General features: G+C 39.0%; 11 protein-coding genes. 9 read left to right on the plus strand and 2 right to left on the minus strand.

Annotated elements, in window-relative coordinates:
- The coding region (locus tag K1X82_12515; GenBank protein ID MBX7182929.1) for an acyl-CoA thioesterase at positions 1 to 332 on the minus strand (332 nt) is incomplete at its 3' end.
- A gap of 258 nt (positions 333 to 590) precedes the next feature.
- Between K1X82_12515 and K1X82_12520 the strand changes: the two genes are divergently transcribed.
- The 4 genes from K1X82_12520 to K1X82_12535 all read left to right on the plus strand — a co-directional run bounded on the left by K1X82_12520 (position 591) and on the right by K1X82_12535 (position 4,732).
- A complete protein-coding gene (locus K1X82_12520) occupies positions 591 to 1,649 on the plus strand; it encodes a leucine dehydrogenase (GenBank protein ID MBX7182930.1) in 1,059 nt (352 codons plus the stop codon).
- A 7-nt stretch (positions 1,650 to 1,656) separates the two neighbouring features.
- Entirely contained in the window at positions 1,657 to 2,412 is a 756-nt protein-coding gene (gene tpiA / locus K1X82_12525; protein MBX7182931.1) for a triose-phosphate isomerase, read from the plus strand.
- A 183-nt stretch (positions 2,413 to 2,595) separates the two neighbouring features.
- Complete coding sequence (locus tag K1X82_12530; GenBank protein ID MBX7182932.1) at positions 2,596 to 3,729, plus strand: FIST C-terminal domain-containing protein; 1,134 nt, start codon at positions 2,596 to 2,598, stop codon at positions 3,727 to 3,729.
- Positions 3,730 to 3,751: 22 nt separating this feature from the next.
- Positions 3,752 to 4,732: a SpoIIE family protein phosphatase gene (locus K1X82_12535; protein MBX7182933.1), complete on the plus strand. Its 981-nt coding sequence runs from the start codon at positions 3,752 to 3,754 to the stop codon at positions 4,730 to 4,732.
- On the opposite strand, the gene K1X82_12540 is transcribed toward K1X82_12535, so the two are convergent.
- A complete protein-coding gene (locus tag K1X82_12540) occupies positions 4,722 to 5,012 on the minus strand; it encodes a hypothetical protein (GenBank protein ID MBX7182934.1) in 291 nt (96 codons plus the stop codon). The genes K1X82_12535 and K1X82_12540 overlap by 11 nt on opposite strands.
- Positions 5,013 to 5,216: 204 nt before the next feature.
- On the opposite strand from K1X82_12540, the gene K1X82_12545 reads away from it, so the two are divergent.
- The 5 genes from K1X82_12545 (at position 5,217) to K1X82_12565 (ending at position 12,472) form a co-directional block, all read left to right on the plus strand.
- Complete coding sequence (locus tag K1X82_12545) at positions 5,217 to 7,316, plus strand: CotH kinase family protein (GenBank protein ID MBX7182935.1); 2,100 nt, start codon at positions 5,217 to 5,219, stop codon at positions 7,314 to 7,316.
- 255 nt (positions 7,317 to 7,571) lie between these two features.
- Positions 7,572 to 9,377, plus strand: a complete 1,806-nt coding sequence (locus K1X82_12550) for an outer membrane beta-barrel protein (GenBank protein ID MBX7182936.1) — start codon at positions 7,572 to 7,574, stop codon at positions 9,375 to 9,377.
- Between the two features lie 52 nt (positions 9,378 to 9,429).
- Positions 9,430 to 10,071 carry a hypothetical protein gene (locus K1X82_12555; GenBank protein ID MBX7182937.1) on the plus strand — a complete coding sequence of 214 codons (642 nt, stop codon included), beginning with the start codon at positions 9,430 to 9,432 and terminating at the stop codon, positions 10,069 to 10,071.
- On the plus strand, positions 10,068 to 11,060 hold the full coding sequence (locus tag K1X82_12560) for a cytochrome-c peroxidase (protein ID MBX7182938.1): 993 nt from the start codon (positions 10,068 to 10,070) through the stop codon (positions 11,058 to 11,060). The genes K1X82_12555 and K1X82_12560 overlap by 4 nt, the downstream gene beginning before the upstream one ends.
- Positions 11,061 to 11,092: 32 nt before the next feature.
- Positions 11,093 to 12,472, plus strand: coding sequence for a YHYH protein (locus K1X82_12565; protein ID MBX7182939.1), 1,380 nt, complete (start codon positions 11,093 to 11,095; stop codon positions 12,470 to 12,472).
- Positions 12,473 to 13,655: the final 1,183 nt, after the last annotated feature.

Here is a 13,655-nt window from a genome sequence, read left to right on the forward strand (position 1 = left end):
CCTTTTGCACAAAGGGTGAAGTCCGATTTCTTGAAAATTTTATAGGTAAAAACAAGTTTTGCCGAATGGGTTTCTGTCCAGGTGGTTTCAATAATGGCCACATCTCCATAGGTTAAGGAACTTTTATGCTCGCAGGTTGATTTTACAATGGGAGTCATGTAACCTAGCTCATAAACAGATAAATAGCTGAAACCATGCTCTAAAGCTAATGCCTCCCTTCCTAATTCAAAGTACTTGAGATAATGCCCATGCCAAACAATATTCATTGCGTCAACTTCATGAAATCGAATTGGCACTTCGATTTGATTTTTTAATTCAATTAATTTTTTCAAAATAGGTTGTTGTCAGGTTCTTAATACACATTCCTTGGTAACTGGAATATTTGCAAAGGTAGAACACCGAGTCATTGAATAGAATAAAATCTTGGCTTAAAATTACAGGTAGTTTAAACTATCGAGGTGAAAATTAAAAGGATACGAGTAATTAGAAGGATAGATTAAAAAACAACAATTTTAAGGTTACCTTTGCCCTGAATAAAATATATTAAAATGATTCAAGTTGCTGAAAATAAGGCGATTAGTAGTTCTCCAATGGCTTCTATGCAAGAAGGTGGACATGAACAAGTTGTTTATTGTTATGATGAATCGACCGGACTAAAAGCCTTAATTGCTATTCATAATACTGTTTTAGGTCCGGCCTTGGGCGGTACCCGTTTTTGGAATTATAACAATGAAGCCGAAGCTTTGAGGGATGTATTGAGGCTTTCGAGAGGTATGACCTATAAGTCGGCCATTTCGGGTTTGAATTTAGGAGGAGGCAAGGCAGTTATTATTGGGGATTCAAGTAAATTAAAGAATGAGGCTTTGATGCGTCGTTTTGGGAAATTCGTGGATAGTTTGGGTGGAAAGTATATAACTGCAGAGGATGTAGGTGTAGATACAAGAGATATGGAGTTTATTCGAATGGAAACTCGACATGTAACCGGACTGCCCGAGTGGATGGGAGGAGGAGGAAATCCTTCGCCTGTTACTGCCTATGGAGTTTACATGGGTATAAAAGCAAGTGCAAAAATTGCTTATGGAACCGATAATCTGGAAGGAAAAGTAATAGGAGTGCAAGGGATTGGGCATGTGGGAGAAAATGTGGTGATGCATTTAGTAAAAGAAGGAGCCAAGGTATTTATCACTGATATTAATAAGGACAGGATGTATAAGGTAGCATCCTTGCACGGGGTGGAGGCTGTTGAAAATGCCAGTGATTTTCTGAGTCGTCCAATGGACATTTATTCGCCTTGTGCACTTGGAGCAACTGTAAACTCCGATTCCTTATCTGTTTTAAAATGTTCTGTAATAGCAGGTGCTGCCAATAATCAATTAGAGGATGAGAATATTCATGGTCCTCAGTTGGTAGAGAAAGGAATTGTTTACGCTCCTGATTTCGTTATTAATGCCGGTGGAATTATCAATGTTTATTCCGAGTTGCAAGGTTATAACCGGGAAATGGCATTGGCTCAGGCTGAGAAGATTTACGATACCGTTTATCAAATTGTCAAACTTTCTCAAACAGAGAATATTTCCGCTCAAAAAGTTGCCATGAGTTTAGCTCAGCAACGAATAGATCAAATGGCAAAAATCAAACAAACCAGATAATACAGGAATGGCCCGAAAAATTCTAGTCGGAAATTGGAAAATGAATAAAACTCTGGAGGAGGTAAATGCCTTTTTGAATGAGTTGGATCAAAATGGTAACTTGTCAAACGAGCTTGAAATTCCGGTTGAATTAGCCATTGCCCCTGCTTTTCCTTTTCTTTCGATTATTCATTCCAGGCTTCATTCCTATCCAATCCGGTTAGCTGCGCAGAATTGCCATTTTGCCAACAACGGTGCCTATACCGGTGAAGTTTCAGCATCCATGTTACATTCTTTAGGTTGCAAGTATGTCATATTAGGGCATAGTGAAAGAAGAAAGTATTATTCAGAGTCTGATTCAGAAATAAATAAGAAGGTTGCTACGGTGCTAGGACAAGGTCTTTTTCCTATCTTATGTGTTGGTGAAACATTGGAAGAACGGGAAAATGGTGATTATTTTAATATTATTCAGTCTCAGCTTGAGCAAGGTCTCCATGGCATAGGATTTAGTGAAAATATGGTTATAGCCTATGAACCGGTTTGGGCTATTGGAACCGGGAAAAATGCAACTCCGGAACAAGCACAGGAGGTTCATAATTTTATACGTACTATATTGTCTAAAATGTACTTAGGTAAAGGGAATACAATACCCTTGCTTTATGGGGGTTCTTGTAATCCGGGAAATGCCAGGGAATTGTTTTCATGCCAAGATATAGATGGCGGATTAATAGGCGGAGCTTCCTTAAAAGTAAATGACTTTTTGGCATTGGCAAAGAGTTTTTAGGTTGATTTTCAAGAATTTTGGAGAATTTTCGAAAAAGTTGGACGACTCAAAAAGTAGGTTTGTAATAAAATTGTCATCCTTCGTTAGTGGGTTTTCTTTCCTGGTCTAACTTTTTATTTTTAAGAGGTTTACTATAACCTTTATCCTATTTTTATGGTATAAGTTGAATCAAAATACCCCCTTATGCAAACAAAACAATTACTCTGGGAAGAAAAATTGGGATGGAAAGAATTAGGAGAATCTGAAGTTTCTTCAAATTATCAGTTGGTTTTAGTTTTTGGAGAGCGGATGCAGCTTCAAAATAATCCAATTTTTGATCAACTTAAAGTTTTATTTCCTCAAGCTCAGATTGTAATTGCATCTACGAGTGGAGATATTCTTGATACTCAAGTTTATGACAATGCGGTAACCGCTACTGCAATTTCCTTTGAGAAAACGCCTATCCGCGTTATTTGTAAGCCAATTACCAAATTTTCAGGAAGTTATGAGGCCGGGGCAGACATTAGTAAAGAATTATTCTCGGAGGAATTAAATCATATCATGGTTCTTTCGGATGGAGCTTTGGTAAATGGAAGTGAGCTCGTTAAGGGATTAACCAGTGAATTTAAAGTAAAGGTTACCGGTGGATTAGCAGGGGATGGAACCAGGTTCGAAAAAACCTTGGTTGGTCTGAATTCCAATCCCGAACCGGGTAATATTGTTGCCATTGGATTTTATGGCTCAAATATTCGAATTGGTCATGGTTCATTGGGTGGATGGGATTTATTTGGTGCAGAACGATTGGTTACTAAATCAAAAGGAAATGTATTGTATGAATTAGATAATCAATCGGCCTTGGATTTATATAAAATGTATTTGGGTGAAAAGGCAAAAGAACTTCCGGGTTCAGCCCTATTATTTCCTCTAGGAATGAAATATAATGAAGACTCCGATGTGTTGGTTCGAACTATATTAGGAATTGACGAGGAATCCAATTCAATGACATTTGCCGGTGATATTCCGGAGGGTGCAATCGTTAGGCTAATGAAAGCTAATTTTGATAAGTTAATAGATGGAGCCTCCATTGCTGCTGAACAAAGTTACGATAACCTGAACACAGAATCGGCTGATTTGGCAGTACTCATAAGTTGTGTTGGAAGGAAAATTGTTCTCGATCAACGAATCGAAGAAGAGGTGGAGGCGGTTAGGGAGGTACTTGGTAAGAAACCAGCCTTGGCCGGATTTTATTCCTATGGTGAAATCTCCCCGGTTTTATCTGAAATGAAATGTGAGTTACACAACCAAACAATGACAATTACCACTTTCTCTGAAATATAAACTTCAACCCTAAGGAATACCAATGTTTAATAAACTTTTACAACGCCAGATAGGGCGCTATTTAAGGGGGGGGATTACTATTCCGGAGGAATTCAATGAGCTATTTTCTGCCATTAGCAGTGCTTATGAACACTACGAGCAAGATAGGGTTTTACTTGAAAGAGCCTTGGAATTAAGCTCCAATGAATTATCGAGGTCAAATAAAAGATTAATGGATGCCAACAAGCAAGTTGAAGAGAAGAATCGGGATTTGATTTCTTCAATCAATTATGCTAAGATGATTCAGGAAGCCATTTTTCCACCTGAAAGCCTTATTTCTAAATTATTACCGGAATCCTTCATCTTCTACCGTCCTAAGGAAATTGTTTCCGGTGATTTTTATTGGGTTGATGAATATGAAGGACGAATTTTTGTTGCTGCTGTAGATTGCACCGGTCATGGTGTACCCGGCGCATTTATGAGTATTGTTGGACATAATTTACTCAATGATGCTGTTCGTGAACATAAAATTGGTGAGCCATCCAAAATTTTGGATAGACTCAATCAAGGTGTGAATCATACCTTAAGACAAACAGTTGAAGATGCCAGTGTAAAAGATGGAATGGATATTGCTTTCTGCTGCATTAATCCAAAAGAACAAACTTTGGAATATGCCGGGGCTTATAATCCCCTTTATTTGATTAGAAATGGTCAAATGATTGAAACGAAAGCAGATAAATTTCCAATAGGTTTGTCCTTTGGAGATTCTCCTAAAAAGTACACCAACCACGTAATTCCTTACGAAAAAGGTGATACCGTTTATATTTTTACCGATGGCTTTGCAGATCAATTTGGAGGACCACTTGGTAAAAAATATAAATATGACAGGTTTAAAAGTTTACTTTTAGATATCCACCAATTAAATCCTTCTGAACAACGCAAAGTAATTGAAAAAGAATTCACCGATTGGATGGGTGATTTGGTACAAATTGACGATACCTTGGTAATTGGAGTTAGGCTTTAATCTGATTTTTTGTTGAGACCTTATACCGTTTCAACAGCCGATTTAGGTACTTCCGCTGTTGGATTTGCAATGAAAAGGTTCCAAATTGTTTAATCGTTAATAAAATCCCTTTCGACCTGGCATTTTTCTTGAAACTTTCAGAAGCCAAGATTTCATCAATTAACTCCATAAATTCTTCTATTCCGGAATTGATTTCCTCATCTGACTTTTTGTAGATAGGAAAATCAGGAATAAATGCTTTGTTTCTTTTTCCATAAAAATTGGTCGGAAATGTTTTCATTATAGAGTTTGGCAAGTAATACATTTATAAAAAATACCCAAGAAATGGAAGTCCTTGGTTTTGATTTAATTGCTTTGCAAAATTGAAGGAAAGACATGCTATAATATTATATTTAAACTGAAAAAAATTATATAATTTTGAGTAATATCTGAATAACCTATCTGAAGAAAAACCATACTCAACACTTACCCTAAGTAAAATTAAATGATTAGCAGACTAAGCTTTACTATCCTGTTCCTTTATTTTAGTCCGATTGCAATCCTTTCACAAACATTTACAGGCAATGGCGGCAATGTCCCGGATGATGGTGGATTTTATTACTTCGATTTACCAATTTCAGGGGTTACTCCTTCTAACTGTGATACATTATTTGGGCTGGAAAGTGTTTGTATTAATGTAACACATACCTGGATCAGTGATTTTGATATTTTTCTTGTTTCTCCATCCGGTACTCAAATTGAATTGACTTCCGGTAATGGTGGCGATCAGGATGGATATGTAAATACTTGCTTTAATCAGGAGTCAGAATTGGTTATTAGCCAAGGAGCTTATCCGTTTACCGGTACCTTTCGTCCGGAGGCTAGTTTGGCCTTGGTTAACAATGGGCAACCCACTAATGGAGTATGGCGTCTGCTTATTCATGATACCTATCCCGGGGCTGATGAAGGTACTTTGTTAGATTGGTCCATTACGTTTGGAACTAATCCGGCAATACCATTTCATTTTGAATCATCCAATTTGCCCATAATTCGAATAAATACCTTTAATCAAACCATACAGGATGAACCTAAAATTTTGGCCAGGATGGAGATTGTTGACCATCCTTTGCCTTTAAGGAATTTCATCAACGATTTACCGGATGATTTTCATGGTACCATCGGAATTGAGCATAGGGGTGCAAGTTCTCAGTCCTTTCCCAAAAAGTCATTTGGGTTTGAGGTTTGGGATGTAAATCAAAACGATAGTGATGCCGCCATATTGGATTTACCACCTCAAAGTGATTGGGTATTACATGCTTCCTTCACAGATAAAACCCTGATGAGGAATGTAATGTCTTATCAGCTATTCAATCAAATGGGACATTATGCTTCCAGGTCACGGTATGTGGAATTGGTTTTAAATGGAGAATACCAAGGTGTTTATGTGCTATTGGAAAAAATCAAAAAGGATGAAAACAGGGTTTCCATTTCTAAATTAACCGTTTCGGATAATTTTGGAGACGAACTCACAGGTGGTTATATTTGGAAAATCGATCGATACAACGGTAGTGATAATTCTTTTGCCTGGCGTTCTAAAATTCATCCATGCGACGAAAATAGTCCCGATACTAATTTCTTCCTCCTGGAATATCCCGCTGCGGATGTTGTAACACCCCAACAAACCGCATATATTCAGTCCAAAATGGATAGTTTTGAACTGGCTTTGATGTCTCCTAATTTTATGGATGAATCAATAGGCTATCGCCGCCACATTGACTTTCCATCTTTTATTTCGGCAACCATCATTAATGAGTTAAGCAAAAATGTGGATGCCTATCGCTTAAGTACCTATTTACATAAGGATAAGGATAGCAAAGGTGGGAAAATAAAACTTGGACCAATTTGGGATTATGATTTGGCCTGGAGAAATGCAGATTATTACGGTGGAGCCGACCCCGCAGGTTGGCAATATGAAGTTTGTGGCGATGGTTATCAAAATCCGTTCTGGTGGAAAAGATTAATGGAAGATACCGTTTGGCAAAATGAATTTTATTGTCAATGGTGGCACAATAGGTCCACCTTCCTGGATACCGCATACCTGGCTAATTCTATGCGAGAACGTGCACTTTTTCTCCACGAAGCTCAACAACGTAATTTTGAATATTGGCCTATTCTGGGTTCATATGTTTGGCCCAATCCTGAACCTATTGCACAAACCTATTCAGAAGAAATTGAAAATACCATCGATTGGATTAAACGTCGCATTGAATGGATGGATGCACATATTCCCGGTCATTGCCCTATCCTAGATCATACAGGAATGGATGAACTTTCTCATCCTCAAAATTTATTGGCTGATTGGACCTGTTTTCCTAATCCTTTTCAATCCTCTTTAACCATCCAATTCAACCCGGGTTTATTTCCTTTAATAAAATTTGAATTATTTAATTCTACCGGGGCAAAAGTGGATGAAATGCTATGGATGTCCAATCAAGGCCAATCTGTCGAGTTTCATCCTAAAACTAACTTAGCTTCAGGTACTTACCTGTTAAAGGCCTCCTTCCGTAACCAAACTTTAGGTACTAAAGTCCTGCTGAAAAATTAAATTAATTTCCGGACGATTGGGTATTGGTCGAAAATTTAATACCTCCTTGTTGGTATCTTAATTATTAGTTTAGTTTTGCCCTCCATTTGAAAACTTGAACTAGTTGAAACTCTTCCACCATTGTATTAATCTATTGGTTGGTAGGATTTAGGTAAATCTAATTGAATTATTCACTAACAAGTAGTTAGGGTTTGGATAAGGGATTTTTTACAAACCTGTTTTTTGATATTAACCCTTATCAAATTACTAACTTCCATGTCCAAAAGAAATTTTGTTTTCCTGGTCTTGCTTTTCGCAATTTCATACCGCTTATCTGCACAGCAGGAAGTAGATTATACATCCGAAAATAAGATCGCTTCTGATTCTCTGGTTTCAGATTCCTTGGTTAAAAAGAAAAGTCCTTACCGTTTTCTGCCAAGAATTTTTCTTGGAGCCGGTGGCTTTATTTTTCAAGGGGATATCAAGGATAAAGAGGTTCCGGGAATCCATATGTTTGGCAATAGGGTAGGGTGGGATGCAGGTTTTTCTATCAACCTTTCCAATTCATTAGATATTTCCCTTTCTTATCTTCAAGGTAAATTAAGTGGAAATGAAAATGGAAAATCTTACCACCGGAATTTTGAAAATAAATTCTGGAATACGCAAATCAACCTGGAGTATAATTTTTATAACCTAATTAAACGGCAAACCATGCTTTACCCATTTGTAAACATTGGTTTTGCATACATGAATTACCAGGTTTCGGAAGATTTGGGTAGCTTTCAGGATTCTTGCAACTGCTTGTTACCATATTATTACTGGCCAGATGGCATGTCAAGGGTTGGACCTCCCGGAAACTACTTCGATACCCGGCCAGCCTATAACGATCGGGATTATATCTATGAACATTCTGTGCTTAAATCAAAGCAAACTTTTGCCATTCCTATTGGATTAGGGATAGGCTTTAATATCTCCAATAAGCTAAGCTTTAAAGTTGGTTCACAGTACTTTGTCTCCTTCTCCGACGATTTAGATGCCGATACCAAATTGGCGAATAACCCATCCGACTACAAAGGAAAAAGCGGAAATGATGGCTACATTTACACGTATGCACGTTTTAGCTTCAATGTCTATTCCAAGAAGGAAAAGATCAATTACGAAGATTTTCTTTTTATGACCTATGAAGATTTGGATGGCGATGGGGTAATTGACCTTTATGACAAATGCCCCGAAACTCCCGAAAATATTGAAACAGATGCCTGGGGTTGCCCGCTCGATTTTGATTCGGATGGTATTCCGGATTACCTTGATCTGGAAGTAAATACCCCCGATTCGGCAGTAACTGATTTATATGGTGTAACCATTGATAAAGAAAGTCTGGATATAAAGGAAGGAAATCCTATTTATCGAAAAGATTTGGAGGATTATTTAATAGAGCAAAATCCTTCGGCCTATACTATTCACGTAGGTACTTATGGACGTAGCATTCCCATGGCATTTCTCCAAAAGCTCAAAACAATGGAAGGTTTGGTTGAAACCCGTCTCAATGATAGTACTGTCGTTTATACCATCGGCAGTTACAACGACTTTAAGCAAGCTCAATCCCGTCAAGAGCAACTTTTGAACGAAGGTTACGACCAAGCATTTGCCGTTAAGGAAAAGAAAGTCAACGCTGTTGCTTCCAGCCTACAACCCCTGAGTCCCGAACCTACCGAATTTAAAACCAGAAAGAAAAAGGAAGCGGAAGAGCCCATTCCGGTCAAAGCCAAAAGCATTGAAACTGTTAAACGGAAAGATGTGCTTACCTTTAAGGTGGAACTAAGCGGCTACCACGTTAAAGTAGCTTTGTTAAAACTGTCTTCATATATCGCTAAATATGGTGTAGAAATGGTCAATAATGGTCCGGAGGATAGACGTTTCCTAGTAGGTAGCTTCGAGAATCCAACCGAGGCCGAAGAAATTAGGAGGGAGATCATTAAAGCCGGACTCAACCAGGCCGGGATAAGAGCATACTTGAATAATCAATCCATAAGCCTTGAAGATGCATTGGATGTGTACGAGATTTTACACACCAAAAATTAGTTCGAATTAAACCAAAGCATACCTTTCGGGTCCATTTACCATGCGCCGGAAAGTGATTTTTTTCTTAGTGGGTTTGTCATCCATGGTGAAAGCCCAAAAAACCGACACCTTAAAACTTAACCTGGTGTGTAATTCCGTCCCTGTTGAGCTTGGTGTTTCCTTCTGGTGCCCGGAATTAAAGGATTCGGTTCGAATTAATAAGTTGCTTACCTACCTGAGTTTACCATATTCTTCTAATTCAAAGGCGAAGAAAGAATACAAATTGGTCGATTTTGCTTCCTTAAAGTCTTGCCGATTGCTGTATAAAAAATCATCCCAGCCGCTTCAGTTGGATATTGGGGTTGACAGCCTCACTAACCTCCAAACCAATTTTTCAAACGATTTGGATCCTATTCATGGAATGTACTGGACCTGGCAAAATGGATTTATTCATTTTAAACTGGAAGGGAGTTTCCTTCCAATGAATTCCATCGAAAAACATTTTCAATTTCATTTAGGTGGTTATTCCTTTCCCAATAATTCAGTTCAACATTTGGAAATTGTTAATCCCGGCTCCACCTCCGGATTAGAGCTGAATATCTACCCTTTGATTGCTTATATCAGGCAACTGGGTAAGTTAGACTTGCTTTCTCCCGGCGCCGAGGCCAATGAAGGAATGAAAATTGTTCAATCCTGCTTCTCTGTAAAACCATGAAGGCGAAAATTGGTATTTTGTTTCTTGCCCTGGCTTGTATCTCCTTAAAGGGTAACTGGCACATTCCGTCCTATTTTCCCAAACCTTTGCAAGCACTTCCTCAAAACAAGCATCAGGTGTTTTTAGGGCGTAAATTGTTTTACGATCCACTTCTCTCCGAAAACAACAGCATTTCCTGTTCTTCCTGTCATTCACCCTACAATGGTTTTGCCCATACCGATCATGCGTTGAGCCATGGAATTGACGATCAAATAGGAAACAGAAACGCCCCGGCCTTATTTAACTTAGCTTGGCAATCCCTGTTTATGTGGGATGGAGCTATTAATCGCCTCGACGCCCAGGTATTAGCACCCATTCACAACCCACGCGAAATGGGTTCTTCCATCAACCGGGTTATTTCTAAACTCCAAACGTCAAGTTCTTACCCGCTTTTATTCAAAAAAGCCTTTGGTGATACGGCAATTACTTCCCATAGAATCATTACTGCCATTGCCCAATTTGAATTGGGTCTAGTTTCCTTTCATTCCAAATACGACAGTGTTCGCCTGGGTAAGGCCCAATTTTCTTCCCCCGAAAAAAGAGGCTACAACCTATTTCTAAAGCATTGCAACGCCTGTCACACCGAACCTCTCTTCACCTCCGGAAAATTAGCCAATAACGGACTCCCTGTTCTTGAACTACTCCAGGATTATGGAAGGTATTCCATTACCAAAATCCCTTCCGATTCCCTTTTTTTCAAAATCCCTTCGTTGCGCAATCTCCGATATACTTATCCGTATATGCACGACGGACGTTTTTCCCAACTAAACAACGTCTTACGTCATTACCAGGAACTTTCCACCTCCACCCATCCCAAGGCCAAAGCCATCATGCCGGAACCGATTTCCAACAACGATAAAGCCGACATAATAGCCTTTCTCCAATGCCTGGATGATCGAAAATTTATATTTAATCCCCAAAATTTATATCCAAAAGAAGAAAAGCCTTAAACCAATGCTTACATTCGTCGTCCAATCGACGCATGAAATTTAACTACTTTACCTTCATTTTTGCCTGTTGTATTGCACTTCAATCAGCGGCACAAACCAATCCTGCTATTCTTTCCTGGCTGCAAAACACTACCCAAACAGGCAGTTATTATGTCAGCGGAAATCCAACTCCGGTAAGCAACGGCTTGTTGGTTAATTGCCAGCAGGTAGAGTATTCAACCAATTGGGTATATGTTCATACCACCGGTGTTCCCGCCTATCCTACCGGACCTTTTTTAGATGGCAATCCTTCCTTAGCTACCGACCAAGCCGGAATTTTCAAACTTCCCTTGGTTCCGGCTCCCAATACCGGCACTTTAACGTCAACCACCGGCGGCAACATTGGTTTGTTTATCAATGGCGTTGCCTTGTTCGATTACCGCGATGGAGTAGCCTGGAATTCCACTACCAATGCCTTGTGTGGTGGTCCGGGTAATCCACCTTGTCCGGGTGGACCGGCAGCCAATATGCCTTGGAACCGCGATGCAGTATTAGCCGAGAAGGCCGGTTTCGATTGCAGCAAAGGGCATCCGGCACAGGGCAATTACCATCACCATCAAAACCCCAGTGCTTTTAATTTAGATTTGGCAGTCATTTCCACCATTTGTAATTTATATGATGCCGAAGGATTATATAGCATCGACAGCACTCAACATTCCCCACTCATTGGATTTGCCTACGATGGTTATCCCATTTACGGTGCTTATGCCTACCGCAATGCAGACGGCAGCGGACCTATCGTACGCATGAAATCAGGTTATCACCTTCGCAACATCACTACCCGCACTATTTGGGCCGATGGTACCGATGTTAATGATGGTCCTGCCGTTAGTACCACTTACCCATTGGGTTATTTTCGGGAAGATTACGAGTATATTCCCACATCTGCGGCCACACCGGACATATTGGATGAGCACAACGGACGTTTTTGTGTTACTCCGGAGTATCCAAACGGGATTTATTGCTATTTTGCTACGGTTGATGCCAATTGGAATTCGGCCTATCCTTACGTTGTTGGGCCTACGTTTTATGGAGTAAAAAATGCTCAAAAGGTAACCGCGGTAAGCGAGGCAACTACCATTTATAACCAACCGGTAGGAGTTCAAAAAGTAGATGATCAAAGCATACAGGTATTCACTTTTCCCAACCCTAGCAACGATTTCATAGCGGTTCAAGCCAAGGGATTAGTCAGGAGCAATGCAGTGGTAGAGCTTTGCGATATTAGCGGCAAGGTAATCATGCGTTCCGAGATTAAGGCAGGCACCACCACCACTTATTTTGATGTTCAAAGTGTTTACGAGGGTATTTACTTCATTCGCCTATCCGGTAGTCAGGGCCAATTAACCCACAAGGTAATCATCAGCCATTCTTAGATAAATGTAAGTAAGTTTCAGTGGTTTATTTTAAGTTTTATGCGGGTACCTTCGCATTAAATTTGCATTCAACCACACCTTATCGGGCTCAGGTCCGGGCTATTCGTTCCAAGTCCTCGTCGCCCTAGGCTATCGCCATAGGTCTCCTGTGGGCTTTCCACTGCTATCCCTACCCGGGGCGATCGTGCAAGGCAGAACGGTTGGTAAGTTGCCTGTACTTTCTTTTTTCAGTCTGTTTTAATATCAATTTTAATTTATAGATAGTCCGAAGGCTTTTATAAATTTATACCGAGAGGAAAAATAATATGATTCCAGTTCGCTTAGGCCTCCTGGAATCATTTTTACCAATTTTAATTTGTAAATAGTCCGAAGGATTTTTAGAAATTTAGATTGGTAAATGCCGAGGATACAGTATGTTAGGCCAATTTTTTCAAGAAAAATTAATAAATAAAATTGGACTTTACATAATGTCCATTCGGTATTATTTTTATCCTCGGCATTTTCAAAATTGGTAAATGCCGAGTTTACAGTATGTTATACCAATTTTTCAATAGGAATTATTACCTATAATTGGACTAAACATAATGTACATTCGGTATAAGAAGATTTTTCTAGCATAAATTGACCTTTAAAATTAGCCTTATCCGAATAAAATTCGGTAACTCTGATTGGTTTTTTGTTACATAAGTAAATGGAATAAGAAAGTAATTAAAGTGAGATAAAACCTGTTTTTATTGAATTAAATTTCACATAGTCGCCTTCGGTAGGCCGGATAAGGGTAATGAAGGGGTAGTTGGCCTGAACATATTTCCAGCAAAACTTTATTCCTATTTACTTTTCTTTACCTACAAATTTCTTATTTTTCAAATAAGGCAAACAAATTCAGAGCTATCTGCTTAATTTTGGGTAGCTATGTATTATTTTTTAGCCCATAGCATATGAATGTTTATTAAATGAAATTAAACCTGTATTATTTTGCTTAAAATTTCACATATTTGCATACTATTGGCTGGATTGGAGATGGAGTGGGAGGTAGCCGGTAGTTATAAGTAAGCGTAAAAGACAACATTGCAACTATTAGGCGGACACCAAAACGACCAGACTTTTGACTTCCAAACAAACTTTCGGGCGACAAAACTCGGTTGACAATTTCACTGTAACTTGACACCGACCAGACCAGTTT

It is taken from the genome of Bacteroidia bacterium (genome assembly GCA_019695265.1).
Lineage (GTDB): Bacteria > Bacteroidota > Bacteroidia > JAIBAJ01 > JAIBAJ01 > JAIBAJ01.

Excerpts from the sequence above, each read along its gene's own strand:
- K1X82_12545 (MBX7182935.1), top strand. The coding sequence starts at position 5,217 with ATGATTAGCAGACTAAGCTTTACTATCCTGTTCCTTTATTTTAGTCCG.
- K1X82_12530 (MBX7182932.1), top strand. The coding sequence starts at position 2,596 with ATGCAAACAAAACAATTACTCTGGGAAGAAAAATTGGGATGGAAAGAA.
- K1X82_12535 (MBX7182933.1), top strand. The coding sequence starts at position 3,752 with ATGTTTAATAAACTTTTACAACGCCAGATAGGGCGCTATTTAAGGGGG.
- K1X82_12520 (MBX7182930.1), top strand. The coding sequence starts at position 591 with ATGGCTTCTATGCAAGAAGGTGGACATGAACAAGTTGTTTATTGTTAT.
- K1X82_12540 (MBX7182934.1), bottom strand. The coding sequence starts at position 5,012 with ATGAAAACATTTCCGACCAATTTTTATGGAAAAAGAAACAAAGCATTT.
- K1X82_12550 (MBX7182936.1), top strand. The coding sequence starts at position 7,572 with ATGTCCAAAAGAAATTTTGTTTTCCTGGTCTTGCTTTTCGCAATTTCA.
- tpiA (MBX7182931.1), top strand. The coding sequence starts at position 1,657 with ATGGCCCGAAAAATTCTAGTCGGAAATTGGAAAATGAATAAAACTCTG.
- K1X82_12560 (MBX7182938.1), top strand. The coding sequence starts at position 10,068 with ATGAAGGCGAAAATTGGTATTTTGTTTCTTGCCCTGGCTTGTATCTCC.
- K1X82_12565 (MBX7182939.1), top strand. The coding sequence starts at position 11,093 with ATGAAATTTAACTACTTTACCTTCATTTTTGCCTGTTGTATTGCACTT.